Annotated in this window: 18 protein-coding genes; 3 read left to right on the top strand and 15 right to left on the bottom strand. The window is 66.5% G+C overall.

All coding sequences use genetic code 11. The features are described from left to right. The first annotated feature begins 54 nt into the window (after positions 1–54). Positions 55–696, top strand: a complete 642-nt coding sequence (locus ACFC0O_RS29760; protein WP_375963425.1) for a TetR/AcrR family transcriptional regulator — start codon at positions 55–57, stop codon at positions 694–696. 12 nt (positions 697–708) lie between these two features. On the opposite strand, the gene ACFC0O_RS29755 is transcribed toward ACFC0O_RS29760, so the two are convergent. From ACFC0O_RS29755 to ACFC0O_RS29745, 3 genes are read right to left on the bottom strand one after another with little or no spacing between them, the layout of a single operon-like run. Further along, positions 709–1,215: a barstar family protein gene (locus ACFC0O_RS29755; protein WP_375963423.1), complete on the bottom strand. Its 507-nt coding sequence runs from the start codon at positions 1,213–1,215 to the stop codon at positions 709–711. Next, entirely contained in the window at positions 1,215–1,718 is a 504-nt protein-coding gene (locus tag ACFC0O_RS29750; protein ID WP_375963421.1) for a ribonuclease domain-containing protein, read from the bottom strand. The genes ACFC0O_RS29755 and ACFC0O_RS29750 overlap by 1 nt, the downstream gene beginning before the upstream one ends. Continuing rightward, positions 1,715–2,521, bottom strand: coding sequence for an exodeoxyribonuclease III (locus ACFC0O_RS29745; RefSeq protein WP_375963419.1), 807 nt, complete (start codon positions 2,519–2,521; stop codon positions 1,715–1,717). Before ACFC0O_RS29745 ends, ACFC0O_RS29750 begins: the two co-directional genes overlap by 4 nt. Positions 2,522–2,584: 63 nt before the next feature. Here ACFC0O_RS29745 and ACFC0O_RS29740 point away from each other — a divergent pair, with 63 nt between their 5' ends. Continuing rightward, complete coding sequence (locus ACFC0O_RS29740; protein ID WP_375963417.1) at positions 2,585–3,445, top strand: alpha/beta fold hydrolase; 861 nt, start codon at positions 2,585–2,587, stop codon at positions 3,443–3,445. Positions 3,446–3,527: 82 nt separating this feature from the next. Further along, positions 3,528–4,346: an SAM-dependent methyltransferase gene (locus ACFC0O_RS29735; RefSeq protein ID WP_375963415.1), complete on the top strand. Its 819-nt coding sequence runs from the start codon at positions 3,528–3,530 to the stop codon at positions 4,344–4,346. Between the two features lie 4 nt (positions 4,347–4,350). On the opposite strand, the gene ACFC0O_RS29730 is transcribed toward ACFC0O_RS29735, so the two are convergent. The 12 genes from ACFC0O_RS29730 to ACFC0O_RS29675 form a co-directional block, all read right to left on the bottom strand. Beyond that, positions 4,351–5,898, bottom strand: coding sequence for a PTS ascorbate transporter subunit IIC (locus tag ACFC0O_RS29730; RefSeq protein WP_375963413.1), 1,548 nt, complete (start codon positions 5,896–5,898; stop codon positions 4,351–4,353). Positions 5,899–5,913: 15 nt separating this feature from the next. Continuing rightward, positions 5,914–6,762 (bottom strand): PTS sugar transporter subunit IIA, encoded by an 849-nt coding sequence (locus tag ACFC0O_RS29725; RefSeq protein ID WP_375963410.1) that lies wholly within the window; start codon positions 6,760–6,762, stop codon positions 5,914–5,916. A gap of 59 nt (positions 6,763–6,821) precedes the next feature. Further along, positions 6,822–8,603: an AMP-dependent synthetase/ligase gene (locus tag ACFC0O_RS29720; RefSeq protein ID WP_375963407.1), complete on the bottom strand. Its 1,782-nt coding sequence runs from the start codon at positions 8,601–8,603 to the stop codon at positions 6,822–6,824. A 115-nt stretch (positions 8,604–8,718) separates the two neighbouring features. Then, positions 8,719–9,555 carry an SDR family oxidoreductase gene (locus tag ACFC0O_RS29715; protein ID WP_375963404.1) on the bottom strand — a complete coding sequence of 279 codons (837 nt, stop codon included), beginning with the start codon at positions 9,553–9,555 and terminating at the stop codon, positions 8,719–8,721. A 31-nt stretch (positions 9,556–9,586) separates the two neighbouring features. Further along, a complete protein-coding gene (locus ACFC0O_RS29710) occupies positions 9,587–10,465 on the bottom strand; it encodes an alpha/beta fold hydrolase (RefSeq protein ID WP_375963401.1) in 879 nt (292 codons plus the stop codon). Next, the gene (locus ACFC0O_RS29705) at positions 10,462–11,727 is read right to left on the bottom strand and encodes an acyl-CoA dehydrogenase family protein (RefSeq protein ID WP_375963399.1); all 1,266 of its coding nucleotides are present in this window, start codon (positions 11,725–11,727) and stop codon (positions 10,462–10,464) included. The genes ACFC0O_RS29710 and ACFC0O_RS29705 overlap by 4 nt, the downstream gene beginning before the upstream one ends. A 19-nt stretch (positions 11,728–11,746) precedes the next feature. Then, positions 11,747–12,625 carry an SDR family oxidoreductase gene (locus ACFC0O_RS29700; protein ID WP_375963396.1) on the bottom strand — a complete coding sequence of 293 codons (879 nt, stop codon included), beginning with the start codon at positions 12,623–12,625 and terminating at the stop codon, positions 11,747–11,749. Between the two features lie 41 nt (positions 12,626–12,666). Further along, complete coding sequence (locus tag ACFC0O_RS29695) at positions 12,667–13,530, bottom strand: MaoC/PaaZ C-terminal domain-containing protein (RefSeq protein WP_375963393.1); 864 nt, start codon at positions 13,528–13,530, stop codon at positions 12,667–12,669. A gap of 1 nt (position 13,531) precedes the next feature. Then, the gene (locus ACFC0O_RS29690) at positions 13,532–13,969 is read right to left on the bottom strand and encodes an SRPBCC family protein (protein WP_364646054.1); all 438 of its coding nucleotides are present in this window, start codon (positions 13,967–13,969) and stop codon (positions 13,532–13,534) included. 54 nt (positions 13,970–14,023) lie between these two features. Next, the gene (locus ACFC0O_RS29685) at positions 14,024–15,229 is read right to left on the bottom strand and encodes a lipid-transfer protein (protein WP_375963389.1); all 1,206 of its coding nucleotides are present in this window, start codon (positions 15,227–15,229) and stop codon (positions 14,024–14,026) included. Positions 15,230–15,407: 178 nt separating this feature from the next. Continuing rightward, a complete protein-coding gene (locus ACFC0O_RS29680; RefSeq protein ID WP_364646048.1) occupies positions 15,408–16,052 on the bottom strand; it encodes a TetR/AcrR family transcriptional regulator in 645 nt (214 codons plus the stop codon). Between the two features lie 36 nt (positions 16,053–16,088). Next, positions 16,089–17,342 (bottom strand): MFS transporter, encoded by a 1,254-nt coding sequence (locus tag ACFC0O_RS29675; protein WP_375963941.1) that lies wholly within the window; start codon positions 17,340–17,342, stop codon positions 16,089–16,091. Between the last annotated feature and the right edge of the window lie 33 nt (positions 17,343–17,375).

Genomic DNA, 17,375 nt, shown 5'->3' with positions numbered 1-17,375 from the left:
TCACAATTCTGGCAAGACCTACTACCAGAATTGCGTCCATGCCAGAATCAACCCGTGACCGGGCAACGGACCTACGGCGGCATCTCGGCGGCGGAACGCCGCACCCAGCGCCGCACCGCCCTGCTCGACGCCGCCCTCGACATCCTCGGCACCCAGGGCCTGGACAAGCTCACCGTCTCCGCGCTCTGCTCCGCCGCGGGCCTGAACGAGCGCTACTACTACGAGAATTTCGACAGCCGCGAAGCGGTCCTGTCCGCGCTGTTCGACACCATCGCCGAAGAGCTGGCGACGGTGCTGATCACGGCGGTGCAAACGGCCCCCGCCGCGCCCCGCGCCAAGGCCCACGCCGCCATCACCGCCGGGATCGAACTCCTCACCGAGGACCCTCGAAAAGCCCACGTGGCCTTGATAGTCAGCTCCGCCACCCCCGAACTCCGCACCCGCACCATCCACACCACCAAGGTGTTCGCCAACCTGGTAGCGGCGGAGGGGATCGACTTCTACGGCCTGACCGAAGCCGACCCCGACCCCGTAATCACCTTCCGCGCAACATATCTGGTGGGCGGCCTGATCCAGACGCTGACGTCCTGGCTGCACGGTGATCTCCCGCTCACCCGAGCCGAACTGATCGAGCACACCACGGACGTGTTCGTCCTACTCGGCGAGGATCTGGCCGCCCGGCTCCGCGCCGAGTAGCTCCGGGAGACCTCAACCGCGAGTGGCGTTCTCCGACCAGGTCAGCGGCACCGCGTCGATACCCCCGGGAACGGCGTCCTGAAGCACCACCCGCAGCGCCACACCCTTGGCCGACCAGGTGGCGGCGGCATCGGTCATGGCCTCGGCGAACCAGTCCCGTTCGGCGGGCTGATCGGTGAGCAGCAGCGCCGCATTGCGGACGACCACGACGTATCCCTGTGCCGGGCCGACGAATTCATCGAGGTCACGCAGGCATTCATCGAACGCGTCCTTGTTCTGCCCGAAGTAGTAGGGGAACTGGAACGCGGCCGCGAACTCATCGAAAACCTCAGCGACAGTCCGCATCTTGCGAGCCCGCAGCTCGCGCGCGATATAGCTGTCCGGCAATTGGCTTCGCACACCGGAGAACTCGGCCGCGCTGACCGGCAGCACCCCGAGCACCGGAGTCGCCACACCCGCGCTCACACCGGAAACCGGTGCGGTGGAGAGGAACTGCGAAAGCGATATCGCCTCGGTCATCAGCGCATCCTCGTGAAAGTGTTGTAGTGGTCCCCGGTGTAATAGGCCGAACCATCACTCCCGGTGACGATCCGCTCGGCATCGCGCCCCTGCCCCGCCTTCTTGGGGTTCACATCCCATTCCTGATACGTGATCTTCTTCCCCCCGGAATCCTTGGCGGGCAGATCCCCGCCCCGATTCATCCAGGTATCCCCGCCGTGCGTCCCCGGCGCATTGGCCGACCCCGGCCACCGCCCCGCATCGATCTCCACCAACGTGGCATACGCGCGATCCGGCACACCGGGCGCACGGGTGCCCGTAACCTCCGCCGCCCCAGGCACAGTGGTGCGCGGCCCGGGTTTGGGCGCGGTGGTCGTCTTTGCGGCCGCACTCGCGGTAACCGAGGTCTTGCTCCCGGTATCGGTGTCATGACCGCCACCGCGCGACACCAGGACGGCCACCAGCACCATCACCAGCGCCCCGCCGAGCACCAGCCACGCACGCGTCTTGGACGAGATATTCACCGGTATTGGACCGTCACGGGAGCGTGGTCGGACCAGCGCTCGGCGTAGGTGGCGGCCTTCTCCACCACCGCCTGCTTGGCGCGCGCGGCGATATCGCCTCGGGCCAACTGGTAGTCGATACGCCAGCCTGCGTCGTTGTCGAAGGCGCGGCCTCGGTAGGAGTGCCAGCTGTAGGGGCCGGGGACGCCGGGGTTCAAATCCCGGACTACGTCTCGGTAGCCGGCGGCGAGCATGGAGGAGACCCAGGCTCGTTCCTCGGGGAGGAAGCCGGAGTTCTTGATATTGCCCTTCCAGTTCTTGATGTCGAGTTCGGTGTGGCCGATATTCCAGTCGCCGCTGATGACGAAATCGCGGTCGATGGTGGTCATGCGAGCGCCGATGGCGTCGAGGAAGCGGTACTTCTCGTCTTGCATGGGGGTGTCGGCTTCACCGGTGTGGACGTAGACCGACGCCACCGTCAACTCGTCGAAGTCGGCTTCGATGTAGCGGCCGAGCGCGGCGAATTCGCTTACCGGAGTCCAGGTTTCGCCCTCGAACGCGCCGACGCCGATGCGGATGGCATCGGGGGCGCGGCGGGAGAGGATGGCTACCCCCGCACGGCCTTTCACGCCGGGTTCGGCATTGGACAGGAACCAGCCCGCATCCAGCGCGGGAGCCAGCACGCTACGGGTTTGCTCATCGGTGGCTCGGGTCTCCTGGAGGCAGATGATGTCGGCCTCGGTGACCGCTAGCCAGGCGAGCAGTCCCTTGGGGGCAGCGGCGCGCACTCCATTGACGTTTACCGAGCTGAGGATTTTGGGCACCCCCCAAACGTACAATGCCGATACCGAACCTTCTCCGTGGACATCGAGGTCCAGGAAGGGGTGATGACGATGACGTCAGGCACCGCCAAGCCCACCGCCCCGCTCGCTCCCATGCGCGCCATTCATACGGGCTCGGGGGACCCGCTGCTGCTGTTGCACGGATTCATGATGTCGCCGCACTGCTGGGAGCAGGTGGCGAACCGGATGGCCAGTCATTGCGAGGTGTTCGCTCCGGCCTTCACCGGGCATTGGGGCGGACCGGATCTCGAGGGCTGGTACCTCGATGTCAGTGCCCTTGCCGATCGGGTGGAGGACCAGCTGGATGAATTGGGCTGGCGCACCTGCCATATCGCGGGCAATTCGCTCGGCGGCTGGGTGGGTTTCGAATTGGCGCGCCGCGGCCGGGCCCGCACCCTCACCGCTATCGCCCCGGCGGGCGGCTGGCAAACCCCGTCCGCGCTGCAGGTTCGGGTGGGTTTGAAGTTCCTGTCGCTGGTGCCGGTGGTGGAGATCGGCAAACATCTGCCGGACGCGATCGCGTTCAGCGCGCCGGTGCGGCAGGCGGTGGCGATGGTGTTGAGCAAGAACACCGCCGCGGCCCCGCGCCGCGCCATCGAGGCGGCCATCACCTCGGCACTGCACTGCCGGGCCATGCTGCCGATGATCGCGGGCGCGCTGCGCGCACCGGATCTGGAGGATCTGTCCACGCTGAAAACCCCTGTCCGCCTGCTCATGTGCGAGAACGACCGGATCATCCCGTACCGCGCGTACGCCAAACGCTTCCTGCGTGAGCTACCCGAGTCGGCGGATCGCATCGTCATGCACGATGTGGGCCACGTGCCCATGCTGGAGGCCCCGGATCGCATCGCCACCCTCATCGCCGAGCACGTCTACGCCAGCCGCACCCGCCTGCGCGCGGTCTGAAATCGATTCGGCCGGAACGGAACACTCGGACACTCGACTACGATTGTCGGGGTAAAGGGGGCCCTGAAAGGGGAGTGTTCAGATGGCTGATGACATACCGGTGGACCAGTCCAAGCCGAGTATCGCGCGGGTCTACGACTACCTGCTCGGCGGCCAGGACAACTATGCCGCCGATCGAGCGGTCGGCGACTATTTCAAGAACGATCTGCCGGGCTCGGTCGCGATCGCGTTCTCCAACCGGAAGGCGCTGATTCGCGCCGTGCACGAGATGACCAGGCTGGGGATCACCCAGTTCCTGGATATGGGCAGCGGCCTGCCGACCGCCGACAATGTGCATCAGGTGGCCAAACGGCTGGTCCCCGATGCCCGGGTGGTCTACGTGGACAACGATCCGATCGTGCTCACGCACGGCCGGGCGCTGCTGGCCACCGATGCCAGCACCCAGGTCATCCAGGCCGATCTGCATGATCCGGCGGATATCCGGCAGCATCGGGAGGTCAAGCGGCTCATCGATTTCGACCGGCCGATCGGCGTGATCTTCAGCGCCACACTGCATCACCTGCAGGATGAGGAGAAACCCGCCGAGGTGGTGCGGTTCTGGGCCGAGCAGGCGGTGCCGGACAGCCTGTTCTACATCTCGCATTTCCGTTCCGGCCACAATCCGGAGACGCAGGCGGCCGAAGAAATGCTGCAGGCGACCTTCGGGCGCGGCCGCTGGCGCACCGAGGAGGAGATCGAGGACCTGTTCGGCGAGCTCGAGGTGCTCGACCCCGGCCTGGTGCCGTGCGCCCGCTGGAAGACCGGTACCGACACCGCCGATGTGCCGCGAATCGGTTCCGGCCCAATGGAATTGACGGTCTGGGAGCAACTCATAGCCTGCGGTATGGCGCGCAAGCGGTAGCCGGTTATTCCGGCGGGGGCGGCACGGGTGCGCCCTGCGGCGGCGGTATCTTCGCGTACCGCCGCACACCCACCTCCGGCGGCACCTCGTAATGTGCCGCGGGCGGGATGATTCCGAGGATGGCATCGCGCCGCGCACCCGGATCCCAGCCCGTGGCAACGACTTTCACCTGCACCAGCATGGCGGCCAGCAGAATCACCACGCCGATGATCAGCGACAGCGCGATCGCGCCCCAGCCGCCCAGTTTGGCGGCGGTGCCGATGGCCGTGCCGAACCAGCCGAAGTCGGCGTCACCGAAGGTGGTGTTCTCATCGCCGAAGGGCCCCAGCACTTTCAACAGCAGCGCGGGCAGAATGGTGATGAGCAGGCCGTTCACGAAAGCGCCCAGCACCGCGCCGCGACGGCCACCGGTGGCATTGCCGTACACCCCGGCCGCACCGCCGGTGAAGAAGTGCGGCACCAGCCCGGGCAGCACCAGCGCCAGCCCGAACGCGGGATTGAGAATCCAGGTCAGCACGCCCAGCATGACGAGACCGCCGACGAAACTGCTGATGAAGCCGAGCAGCACCGCGTTCTGCGCGTACGGGAACACGATCGGCGCGTCCAGCGCGGGAATCGCACCCGGCACCACGCGCGCGGCAATGCCCTGGAACGCCGGAACCAGCTCACCCAGAATGGTGCGCACGCCGAAAAGGATGACGGCGACGGCGATTCCGAATTGCAGACCCTGGCTCACCGCTTTCATGAGGTAGTTGCCGACATCGGTCGCCCCGGTCTCGAACGCCTGGAACGCGGTGTCCTCGCCCACCCGCACCAGGTAGACGATCGCCAGCGTCAGATACAGGATCACCATGGACAGCGCGGTCGCGACCATCGAATCCCGCAGGAAGCGCAGTCCTTCCGGTAGATTCATCTCCTCGGTGCTGCGACTGCGCTTGCCGACCAGCTGCCCGGTCGCGCCCGCCGCGATATATCCGGCGGTGCCGAAATGCCCGATCGCCACATCGTCACCGCCGGTCACCCGCCGCGTATACGCCTGCGACAGTGCGGGCAGCGAGACCATCACAATGCCGAGCAGAACGCCGCCGATGACCACGACCACCGGTGTGGAGAACCCCGCCACCGCGAGCACCATGGTCAGCATGGTCGCCATGAACAGCATGTGATGCCCGGTGAGGAAGACATAGTGCAGCGGTGTGAACCGCGCCAGCGCGAGGCTGATGGCGAAGCCGAGAATCATCAACCAGGTAACCTGCGCACCGTATTCGGCCTGCGCGATGGCCACGATCGCCTCATTGGTGGGGATGACCCCGTGCGCGCCCAGCGCCCCCTGGATCATGATGCCGAGCGGTTTCAGCGATAGCACCACCAGTCCCGCGCCCGCTCCGATGAGCAGGAATCCCAGCGTCGCCTTGATGGCCCCGCCGACCACCTGCCCGGTCGATTTGCGCAGCGCGATCAGCCCGACCGCGGTGATGATGCCGATGAGATACGCGGGCTGGCTGAGGATTTCGTTGACGATGAACTTGGCAATGGCCAGTACGACGTTCACTGCGGGCTCGCCTTCCTACACGTCGAAGAGTTCGCGCAGCCTGCGGTCGACTTCGGCTGTGCTGGTGAAGTTCTCCACGACCTCCACCGGAATACCGACATCCCCCAGTGTTTTCGCGATCTCCCCCGAGGTGAGGATGGCGACCGCCTCGCTCGCCTTGCCCTTGGCCGAAATGGTGTCGGTGGCTTCGACATTCACGTACGGCGACCAGTTCCAGCGGGTCAGCACCTTTTCGAGGGTGCTCTTGAGGAACAGGCTGGTGCCGACGCCGTTCCCGCACACGGTGAGGATGGTGACCGGGCCGCTGCCGCGCGACGCTCCGGAAGCCGTTGCCGCCGTACCGGTTTCAGTATCCGGCTCGGGCTCCGGCTCCGCGACGGGGGTGGCCACGACGGACGGCATGGTCCCTTCCGCCGCATCCTCCCCCGCGATCAGCGCCCGCAGTTCGCGCGGTGTCGCGACCGCCCGCAAGCGTTCATCCGCACCCGCTTCCAGCAGCAACCGGGCCAGCGCGGCCATGGCATCGGTATGCACCCCGGAGTCGGTGGCCGCCAGCGCGACCACCAGATCCACCGGATCGTTCGGGCTCCCGAACGCGACCGGCTCGCGCAATCGCACCCACGACATTCCGGTGCGCTGCACCGCCGGTGAGGGCCGGGCGTGCGCGAACGCGAACCCGGGCGCGATGACGATGTACGGCCCGTTGTCCTCGACATTGCGGATCATCTCGTCGGTGTAGTCGGCCGTGGCCACGCCCGTGGCGGTCAGCAGGCTACCGGCGGCGGCAATGGCCGAACGCCAGTCCTCTGCGGGCACATCCAGTTCGATCGCGTCTTCGGGGAGCAGATCCGACAGCGATGTCATGCCGCGATAGTCGCACGAACCGACCGTCAGTTATCTTTTGGCACACCGTACGGCCGGAATCACTCGTACAGCGCCTCGATCTCGGCGGCGTACTTCGCGGCGATCGGCTTGCGCTTGAGCGACATCTTCGGGGTCAGCTCATCACCGCCCGGCTCCCAGGTCACCGGCAGCACCGTGTACTTCTTGATCTGCTCGACCCGCGCGAGCCGCTCATTGGCGGCGCGGACTCCCGCTTCGACGACCGCGAGCACACCCGGATCGGCGGCGAGCACCGCGGGCGACGCGTCGGGCAGCCCGTGCTGTGCGGCATAGGCGGCACAGGCATCCGGATCGAGGGTGAACAGCGCGGTCACGAACTTGCGATTGTCGCCGATGGCGATGGCCGCACCCACCAGCGCACAGCTGACCTTCACCGCCCCTTCGATATTCGACGGCGACATATTCTTGCCCGCCGCGTTGATGATGAGTTCCTTCTTGCGATCGACGATGCGGATATAGCCGTCCGCGTCGATGGTCCCGATATCGCCGGTGTGCATCCAGCCGTCGGCGTCGATGGCCGCGGCGGTCTGCTCCGGATCATGCCGGTACCCGCGCATGATGAGCGGTCCGCGCACCAGCAGTTCCCCGTCCTCGGCGACGGTGACCTCGGTACCGGGCAGCGCCGTCCCGACGGTGCCGATTCGAATGCCGCCGGGCCGGTTCAGGGTGGCGGCGGCCGAGGTCTCGGTCATCCCCCAGCCCTCGTACACCGGAATGCCCAGTCCCAGAATGAAAGCCATGGCATCGGGCGCGATGGGCGAGGCCCCGGTGATGGCGGCGCGCACCTGATCCAAGCCCATCTTCGCGCGCAGCGTGCTCAGCACGAGCCGCTCCGCCGCCGCGTGCTGCCAGCTCAGTGCGATCGGGATCGGCCGCCGATCCGAATTGCGCCGCGCCACTTCGGTTCCCACGCCGATAGCCCAGCCGACCAATGCGCGCTTGACCGAACTCTCTTGCGCCACAATATTTTCGATACCGGCCTTGAGCTTGTACCAAATGGCGGGCACCGCCAGGAACAGCGTCGGCCGCACCTCCGCGAGCGCGGCGACCAGCTGTTTCGGATCGGCCACCGCGGTGACCTGCACCCCCTCGATGAGGTTGTTGTAATGCCCGAAAGCTCGATTGGCCAGGTGCGCGTCGGGCAGATACGAGATCACCCGATCCTGCGGCCGCACCTCGAAAACCCCGTCCACGGCCGAGAATTCGGCCAGCATATTGGCGTGCGTCAGCTCGACGCCCTTGGGCGGACCGGTGGTGCCGGAGGTATAGACCAGCGTCAGCAGCGAATCCGCCTGTACCGCACGCCAAGCCGCGTCGAAATCGAAGTCGGGCGCGGTCAGCCCCGCCACCTCGTCGAGCGTGTATCCGCCCTCGACCGGCCCGTCGACACAGATGAAATGCTGCACCTGCCCGTCGATATTCGCGGCCCGCAGCTTGTCCACGAACTGGGTCTCGGTCACCACCACCCTGTTGCCCGCATTGCCGAACAGATGCGAAACCTGTTCCGCCGTAAAGGTGTTGTAGATGGAGAACGGCGTCGCACCGGTGTGCAGCACGGCCGTATCGGCCAGATGGAATTCCGGCACATTGGTGAGCATGATCGCCACCGTGTCCCCGGCCCGCACGCCGAGGGCGGTCAGTCCGGTCGCCAGCTTGCGTACCCGGTCGGCGTATTCGGCCCAGGTGTAGCTCGGCGTCCCGCCGGGACCGCGCAGCGCCACCTGATCCGGATGTCGTGCGGCGGTGGCTTGAAATGCCGCGCACAGACTGTTGGGCTGCTCGGTCAACGGTGCTCCATTCATGACCTGGCCGTGCTGATCTCAGGGCATGGCCGTGCTGATTCGATTGTTCGCGCCGATGGCGCGGTGCTCATTGATCCGGTGCGCCCGGTGATGAACCGTTTCCGCCGAGCGTGATTCAGTCGAGTCCGCGGGCGCGCTGTTCATAGGCGCGGCGCGCGTCCTGATCCACCTCGTCGAGGAAGACGTGCTCCAAGCCGAATGCCCGGCCCAGCGCCTCACTGGCCCGGCGCGGCATGTAGTGCTGCGAGGCCACCAGCAGTCCGGCGAGCCGGGTGACCGCCACCCGCCGCCGCGGCTGTGCGATGAGTTTGGCGACCGCCTCGGCGATATCCCCCGGTTCGGCGTTCTTGAGGCCCTTGGCCCCCTGTGTCCCCGCGATGAGTTCGGTATTGGTGAAGGTCGGCAGCACCGAACAGAAATTCACCCCGGACTCGTGATATTCGAGCCGCAGCGTATCGGTGAGCGCCAGCACCGCCGCCTTGCTCGCGCAGTAGGTGGCCAGCCCGGGCGTGGTCGCCTCCCCCGCCAGCGAGGCGATATTGATGACGGTTCCCCTGCCGCGCGGCAACATTCGCTGCGCGGCCAGTTTGCTGCCGACCGCCACCCCGTAGACATTGATATCCAGAATGCGCCGGGTGACCCGCTCCGGCTCCTGATCGAAGGCCCCCGCCGGCATGATCCCGGCATTGTTGACCAGCACGTCGACCGGCCCCAGCCGCCGCTCCACCTCATCGAGGAAGGCGGAGAATCCGTCCGGATCGGTGACGTCGAGTTTCCCGTACACCTCCAGCCCGAGATCCGCGCCGGACTCCTTGACCTTGGCCTCGTCGACATCGCCGATGGCGACCTGCGCGCCGAGGTCGCGCAAGCGGCGGGCGGTCGCGAAACCGATACCGCGCGCGCCGCCGGTGATGACCACTACTTTTCCGGAAATCACTGTTGCCAGCGTCATTTCGTCTCCTCGATGCCGGAGCGGGGATATGTCATCCAGCGTGCTCCCGATGCCCGTCCGCGCGGGCAAGAATGCCGAGCACGAGTGCGGTCACGTTGTCCGGCTCGTCCAGCTGTGGGCAGTGCCCGGCTTTCGGCAGCACCGTGAGCTCACTGCCCGGCAGCAGGGCGTGCAGTTCGCGGCTCGCGCGCACCGGGATGATGCGATCCTTCGCGCCGTGCACCACCGCCACCGGACAGGAAACGGTGCGAGCACCGTGCCCGCCCGGGTGTTCGCGGGCGTATCGGACGGCGTCCCGCCCGCGTTCGGCCGCCGCCGCCATATTCGGCACCGACCGCAGCGCGGTGGCGACGAATGCGGGATCGGCACGATATCCCGGGCCGTAGACGAAGCGCTGCACCCCGTGTCGAACCGTCCAGTGCACCAGGCGATCCGGCACCGGCAGCCGACCGGCGAGGTCGAACAGCCGCCGGAACTCACCGAGCCGCACCACCCGCGCGGGGAGATGGCGCGCCAGCAGCGGTTCGTCCAGGGTGACGAGCCCGCGCACGCGCCCCTCCCGATCGCGCGCCGCCGCATGCAGCGCGGTGGCGGCTCCCAGCGAATTACCCACCAGCACTACGGGTCCGTGCGCCGCGACGAGCGCGTCCACGAAAGCGTCGAACTGCGGCGTCAGCGCCCCGGGCCGCCGCGCATCGGCCAGGCCGAAGCCGGGCAGATCCACGGCGAGGGCGCGCCGCCCGGCCGCGGCCAGCCGGGTCAGCACACCGCGCCAGGTGTCGGCGCTATCGCAATATCCGTGCAGGAGAACAACTGTCGGTCCCGTCCCCGCGACCGACAGTTCCCGCGTCCGCACCCCGGCGTACTCCCGCGCGGCCTCGATCACCACGCTGTGATCGGAGCCGGTCATCGCCCGAGCAATCCCTTCGCCACATGGGTGACCTGGATTTCATTGCTGCCCGCGTAGATCATGAGCGACTTGGCGTCGCGCGCCAGCTGCTCCACGTGGTACTCGGACATGTAGCCGTTGCCGCCGAAGAGCTGCACCGCCTCCATGGCGACCTCGGTGGCGGTCTCCGAGCAGTACAGCTTCATGGCCGAGGCCTCCGCGAGCGAGGGCTGCTTACCCGCGCGACCGCGTTCCAGCACGCTGAACACCATGTTCTGGATATTGATGCGGGCGATCTCCATCTTCGCCAGCTTCAACTGCACCAGCTGGAAGCGCCCGATCTCCTGGCCCCACAGCTTGCGGTTCTTCGCGTAATCCAAAGAGAGCCGGTGACATTCGTTCACGATGCCCAGCGCCATGAAGGCGACGCCGACGCGCTCGGCGGTGAAACTCGTTCGGGCGCTTTCGCGTCCGTCACCGCCCTTGTGCTCCTCGGTCTCGCCGAGCAGGCGATCCTTGGACAGCCGCACATTGTCGAAGAAGAGCTCACCGGTCGGCGAGGCGTGCAGGCCCATCTTCTTGAACGGCTTGCCTTGCGCGAAACCCTCCATACCCTTGTCGAGTACGAAGGTCAGCACCTTGCGATCGCGTTTGTCCGCGCCGTCGCCCTCGTCGAGCTTGGCGTAGACGACCACCACATCGGCGAACGGGCCATTGGTGATGAAGGTCTTCTGGCCGTTGAGGATGTAGTCCTCACCGTCGCGGCGGACGTAGGTCTTCATACCGCCGAAGGCGTCCGAGCCCGAATCCGGTTCCGTGATCGCCCATGCCGCAACCTTTTTCATGGTCACGATATCGCCGAGCCAGCGTTCCTTCTGAGCCAGCGTGCCGCGCGACATGATGGTGGTCGCGCCGAGACCGATGCTGACACCCATGGCGGTGACCAAACCCATGCAGACGCCGGAGAGTTCGGCGATCAGCACCGCCATCATCGATTCCTGCCCGGAGAACGGGCCGCCGTCGCCGGACTTGCGTTCCTTCTTCTCCGGCAGCGGTTCTCCGGCTGCGAGCGCTTCCTCCCGCTTACGCTGCTTGGCCAGCAGTTTCTCGATCGACTCCGCACCCAGCACGTCGATTCCGAACTCGCTGAACAGTTTCCGGATGATCGGGTACGGCGACACCTCGCCGCTGTCCAGACCGTCCAGCTGCGGGCGGATCTCCTTGTCGATGAAACCGCGTACCGCCGAGCGGATCAGTTCATCGGTCTCGGACCATTCGAACATCGTTGTTCTCCAATTGGTCTCAGGGCAGGCGGGCGGCGATATCGTCGACCAGCCACGGCCCTTCGGTTTCGATGGTCTTCACGTCGTGCCAGCCCGCGAGTTCAGAGATCGCACCGCCCTGTACGGCGAACACCTTGCCGTTGATCGGGCACTTCTCGGTGGCCAGGTACGCCACCAGCGGGGAGATATTGGCGGGGCTGAAGGCGTCGAAATCGCCCTCCTCCACGGCTTCGGCCTCGGCGGCCATCATCGCGCCCATACCCGGGGTGGCCAGGGTGAGCCGTGTACGGGCAATGGGCGCAATGGCATTCACGCGCACGCCGTAGCGGGCCAGCTCATCGGCGGCCACCAGGGTGAGCGCGGCGATACCGGCCTTGGCCGCACCGTAATTGGCCTGTCCGGCATTGGGCACCGTGGTGCCCGAGGCCGAGGCGGTATTGATGACCGCGGCATTGGGCTGATTGCCCGCCTTGGACTGATCCTTCCAGTACGCGGCGGCGTGATGCAGTACCGCCGCATGCCCCTTCAGATGCACCGCGACCACCGAATCCCACTGCGACTCATCCATACCCGCGATGAAGGCGTCGCGCAGGATGCCCGCGTTGTTGACCACCACGTCGAGCCGCCCGAATTCCGAGATAGCTTGCTCGACAAGCTCTTTCGCACCCGCCCAGTCCGCAACATTACTGGTGTTCGCGATCGCGCGCCCCCCTGCGGCGACGATCTCGTTCACCACCTCCTGCGCGGGCCCGGCATCCGCGCCTTCACCGGAATTGCTGCCGCCCAGGTCGTTCACCACGACGGCCGCGCCCTCCCGCGCGAAGAGCAGCGCGTGCTCGCGGCCGATACCGCGGCCCGCGCCGGTGATGACGGCGACCCGTCCTTCCAGTGCTCCCATGTCCTGCTCCCTTACGGATTCGAAAAGTCTTGTGCCCGAACTCAGTCGGCGATGACGGCGAGGCCGTCGGTCAATACCAGGTCTGCACCGCGGCCGGTTTCGAAGGCGTAGGTGGTTTCCCCGTTCTCGGCGCTCTTGCGCCAGATCCGGGTCTCCAGGTCGTCACCGGGGAAGACCATCTTGGAGAAGCGCACCGCGAAGCGGCGCAGGCGGCCGACATCGGAGCCCGCCGTTTCGGTGAGCACCGCCCAGGAGGACATGGCCATGGTGCACAGGCCGTGCGCGATGATGCCGGGCAGGCCCGCGTCCTTGGCGACCTGCTCGTCCAGGTGCAGCGGCACCGGATCGCCCGAGGCGGGCGAATACCGGTACGTCTGATCCAGATCCACGTGCGCGGGCACGGTGAACAGCGCGGGCTGTGCGGCCAGCGCCGCGTCGAAACGGTGCGAGGGCGCGCCGTCGCCGACCTTGGGGCCCGCGTTCACATTGCGGAAGAACGCCGTCAGATACTGCTCATTGACGAGTTCACCGTCCTGCGCCCGGCATTCGATGAGGATGGTGATGGTCGAGCCATTGTCCTTCCCCTCGTAGCCGATGGCCTTGGCCCGCGATACCAGCTGATCGCCGGGGCGGATCGGCCGGTGGAAGTGGAAATCCTGCTCGCCGTGCACGACCCGGCCGAAGATATCCATCGGCACCACCTCGAGCACCGGCATCATCATGGCCTCGAAGACCGGGACGATGCCGAAGATCGGCGGTGCGACAGCGCCTTTGAGGTGCGCTTCGATGGGATCGTTGGTGGCGGCCGCGTATTCGGCGATGCGCTCGCCGGTGACCTCGAAGGGTTCCTCATCGCTCCAGACATTGAGCCCGGATGCATTGAATTCGACTGCGCTGCCCGACATCTCAGGCCGCCGTCGCCAGCGCGTCGAGCGCGGTCAGCGTCTTGTCGAGCTGGTTCAGGCCGTCCTTCTCGACCGCCTTGCCGAGTGCGCCCTTGATGAGCGCGCCCTCGAAGTCACCGGAGACGGAGAACTTGCTGCCGGTGCCCTCGGGGGTGATGTCGAAGGCGAACTGCACCTTCACGCCGGCCATGCCGGTTCCGCTGAGCACCAGGCGATTCGGGGTGTCGACGCTCTCCACCACCCATTCGATCTTGTTCGCCATGCCCAGCATGAGGATCTTGGCGACCAGTTTGGAGCCGGGGGCCAGCACGGCCGGGGGCTCCTCCAGCCAGCGCTCGTGAATGGAGAACCACTTGTCCCAGGTCTGCGGATCGGAGACGACGGCCCACAGGGCGTCCGGGGAGGCGGTCAGGTCCTTGCTGGCTTCGATATGTCCCATGAGAGGTGCTCCTCGTCGAGTCTTGTGATGAAAGCTGTTCGGGTACTGCGTGATTCAGCGGTCGGCGCGCTGATAGGCGGTGATGACCGCCGCGCCGCCCAGGCCGATGTTGTGCTGGAGCGCGGCGGTGACGTTGTCCACCTGCCGCTTGTCGGCGGTGCCGCGCAGCTGCCAGGTGAGTTCACTGCACTGCGCCAAACCCGTTGCGCCCAAAGGATGTCCCTTGGAGATGAGCCCGCCGGACGGGTTCACCACCCACTTGCCGCCGTAGGTGGTCTGGCCCGCGTCGATGAGCTGACCGGCCTCGCCTTCCTTGGCCAGGCCCAGGGCCTCGTACAGCAGCAGCTCATTGGCGGAGAAGCAGTCGTGCAGCTCGATGACCTGGAAGTCCTCCGGGCCCAGGCCCGCCTGCGCGTAAACCTTCTCGGCCGCTTGCACATTCATGTCGTAGCCGATGAGGTTCTTGGCGCTGCCGTCGAAGGTGGACTGGAAATCGGTGGTCATGGTCTGCCCGACGATCTCCACCGCCTGCGCCGCCAGATCGTGCCGCTCCACGAATTCCTCGCTGGCCAGAATGGCCGCGCCGGAACCGTCCGAGGTGGGTGAGCACTGCAGTTTGGTGAGCGGGTTGTAGATCATCCGCGAGTTCAGGATGTCCTCGAGCGAGTACTCCTCCTGGAACTGCGCGTACGGGTTGTTCACCGAATGCTTGTGGTTCTTGTAGCCGATCTTGGCGAAGTGCTCGAGCGTGGTGCCGTACTTCTCCATATGCTCGCGGCCGGCCGCGCCGAACATCCACGGGGCCACCGGGAACAGCACCTCGGAGATCTCCGCGAGCGCCATCACATGCTTGGCCATGGGCTGTTCACGGTCGTCATAGCTGGAGCCCAGCGAACCCGGCTGCATCTTCTCGAAGCCCAGCGCCAGCGTGCACTCCGCGAGCCCGCCCCGAATCGCCTGTGCGGCAAGGTAGAGCGCGGTGGAACCGGTGGAGCAGTTGTTGTTGACGTTCACCACCGGGATGCCGGTCATGCCGAGTTCGTAGACCGCGCGCTGGCCCGAGGTGGATTCGCCGTACACGTATCCGACGTACGCCTGCTCGATCTCCCGGTAGTCGATGCCCGCGTCCGCCAGCGCCTTGGTGCCGGACTCGCGAGCCATATCCGGGTAATCCCAGCTGCTGCCGTCCTCGTTCTTGCGTCGCCCCGGCTTCTCGAACTTCGTCATGCCGACGCCGACGACGTAGACCTTGTTCGCCATCGAACTCCTCACATCAGGCCGCCCGCCATCGGGCCGGTTAGAAACAAACATACAAAGCTGTATGTAAGTAGGCAAGAGGGCATGGCGAATAGACAGATGTGCGCACAAGATCACCAGTTCACGCGCATGGCGCGGAACATACAGGTGAGATGGTGAAAAGCCGCTGAATCCGGACGGATCAGTCGGCGATATACAGGTCCGGCATGACGGACTTGGCTACCAGGTGCAGCTGCGCCGACGCGCGCAGCCAGCGCCGATGCGCACGAGCCGGATCCGGGGAGATGAAGTTCGTGACCAGGATCCCGCGCAGGGTGTCCATGGCCGTGTACGCGAAATCGCGAACGCTCTTGCGGTGCATCTCATTCGGCACCAGCTGCGCCACCGCCAGCAGCACCGCGTTGTTGACGTACGGCTCGACCTTCTCCATCTCCACCGCCAGCACCGGATCGGTGCGGCTGGCCACCCACAATTCGATGGCGGCGATGAACAGCGGGCCCTGATGCAGCTCCCACATGAACTCGAGCGCCGTACCCAGCGGATCCCCGCCCGCCCGCACCCGGCCGATCTCCTGCATGGCGGCCTCGGTCCGGCGCTGCGCCAGATGGCTGATGGCCGCCACCACCAGATCGGTCTTCGACCCGAAATGATGCACCTGCGCACCCCGGGTCACGCCCGCCCGCTCGGCCACCCGCGGCGTCGTGGTTCCGGCATAACCGAATTCGACGAGGCATTCGATGGTGGCGTCCAGCAACCGCACCCGCGTCTCGGTGCTCCGCTGCTCCTGCGTGCGGCGCGGCGGCTTCGAGACATCGGACCTGGTCATACGACGGATATTACACTTACATACATTCGTGTATGTTCACTGCCCGATTGCGGCGGCCCCGGATCCGGACCGGCGCGCGATCGCGACCGTCGCGGTGAACAGCAGCGTGCCCAGCACCGCGAGCCCCGAGCCCACCACGGCGGGCGCGGTATAGCCGAGACCCGCGGCGATGACCAGGCCACCGAGCCACGCGCCCGCGGCATTGGCGATATTCAGGGCCGCGTGATTCAGTGCGGCGGCGAGGGTTTGGGCATCGTGGGCGACGTCCATCAGGCGAGTCTGCAAGCCTGGGCCCAGGGCCGCGCCCGATGCGCCGATGAAGAAGGCTCCGATGGCGGCGGTGAACGGATTGTGCGCGGCGGCGACGAAGGCCGCGAGGATGACGACCATGGACAGCAGGGCGATGAAGATCGAGCGGTCCACGCCGCGGTCGGCGAGGATGCCGCCGAGGATATTGCCCGCCACCATGCCGAGGCCGAACAGCGCCAGGACGATCGGAACGAACCCGACCTGCATTCCGGCGACATCGGTGAGGGTGGTGGTGATGTAGGTGTAGACGGCGAACATGCCGCCGAAGCCGACCGCGCCGACCACCAGGGTCAGCAGTACCTGCGAGCGGCGTAGCGCGCCGAGCTCGGTGCGGGGATCGGTGAGGCGAATTCCGTGCAACTCCGGCACGAACTTGAAAATGGCCGCGATGGTGGCCAATCCGATAATCGTCACCACCACGAAGGCGTCCCGCCAGCCCAGATGCTGGCCCAGCCAGGTGGCTGCGGGAACGCCGACGACATTGGCGGCGCTCAATCCCAGCATAACCGCGGCAACCGCCTTGGCCCGCTGACCCACCGGAGCCAGCGAGGCCGCCGCCAGCGAGGCGACACCGAAATACGCACCGTGCGGCAGACCGGAGACGAAGCGCGCCGCGGTCAGCGTCGCGAAGGTCGGCGCGATCACGCTCGCCGCGTTACCCACGCTGAACGCCACCATCAGCGCGATCAGCAACTTCTTGCGGCCGACCCGCGCCGCCATGGCCGCGATCACCGGCGCGCCCACCACCACGCCCAGCGCGTACGCCGAAACAATATGTCCCGCAGTGGGTTCCGAGACGCTCATATCGTCCGCGATATTGGGGAGCAAACCCATGGTCACGAATTCGGTGGTGCCGATACCGAATCCGCCCAGCGCCAGCGCCAGTATTGCCGCCACCGGCCAGCGCCGTTCGGCGACCACCGAGTCCACCAGTTCAGGGGCCTCGACGGTCGCGTCCACGCCGGGTACAGAATTCGCCATGAAATTGCGCAACACCGGGCGGGGCATACCCCA

The sequence above is a fragment of the Nocardia sp. NPDC056100 genome (assembly GCF_042266325.1).
In the GTDB taxonomy this organism is placed as follows: Bacteria; Actinomycetota; Actinomycetes; order Mycobacteriales; family Mycobacteriaceae; genus Nocardia.
This window is presented reverse-complemented; position numbering and strand designations above follow the sequence as displayed.

Bases quoted from the DNA above. Each gene is read 5' to 3' on its own strand.
- ACFC0O_RS29720 (WP_375963407.1), bottom strand. From the start codon at position 8,603: ATGAATGGAGCACCGTTGACCGAGCAGCCCAACAGTCTGTGCGCGGCA.
- ACFC0O_RS29710 (WP_375963401.1), bottom strand. From the start codon at position 10,465: ATGACCGGCTCCGATCACAGCGTGGTGATCGAGGCCGCGCGGGAGTAC.
- ACFC0O_RS29680 (WP_364646048.1), bottom strand. From the start codon at position 16,052: ATGACCAGGTCCGATGTCTCGAAGCCGCCGCGCCGCACGCAGGAGCAG.
- ACFC0O_RS29675 (WP_375963941.1), bottom strand. From the start codon at position 17,342: ATGGCGAATTCTGTACCCGGCGTGGACGCGACCGTCGAGGCCCCTGAA.
- ACFC0O_RS29740 (WP_375963417.1), top strand. From the start codon at position 2,585: ATGACGATGACGTCAGGCACCGCCAAGCCCACCGCCCCGCTCGCTCCC.
- ACFC0O_RS29715 (WP_375963404.1), bottom strand. From the start codon at position 9,555: ATGACGCTGGCAACAGTGATTTCCGGAAAAGTAGTGGTCATCACCGGC.
- ACFC0O_RS29735 (WP_375963415.1), top strand. From the start codon at position 3,528: ATGGCTGATGACATACCGGTGGACCAGTCCAAGCCGAGTATCGCGCGG.
- ACFC0O_RS29725 (WP_375963410.1), bottom strand. From the start codon at position 6,762: ATGACATCGCTGTCGGATCTGCTCCCCGAAGACGCGATCGAACTGGAT.
- ACFC0O_RS29705 (WP_375963399.1), bottom strand. From the start codon at position 11,727: ATGTTCGAATGGTCCGAGACCGATGAACTGATCCGCTCGGCGGTACGC.
- ACFC0O_RS29685 (WP_375963389.1), bottom strand. From the start codon at position 15,229: ATGGCGAACAAGGTCTACGTCGTCGGCGTCGGCATGACGAAGTTCGAG.
- ACFC0O_RS29690 (WP_364646054.1), bottom strand. From the start codon at position 13,969: ATGGGACATATCGAAGCCAGCAAGGACCTGACCGCCTCCCCGGACGCC.
- ACFC0O_RS29755 (WP_375963423.1), bottom strand. From the start codon at position 1,215: ATGACCGAGGCGATATCGCTTTCGCAGTTCCTCTCCACCGCACCGGTT.
- ACFC0O_RS29695 (WP_375963393.1), bottom strand. From the start codon at position 13,530: ATGTCGGGCAGCGCAGTCGAATTCAATGCATCCGGGCTCAATGTCTGG.
- ACFC0O_RS29700 (WP_375963396.1), bottom strand. From the start codon at position 12,625: ATGGGAGCACTGGAAGGACGGGTCGCCGTCATCACCGGCGCGGGCCGC.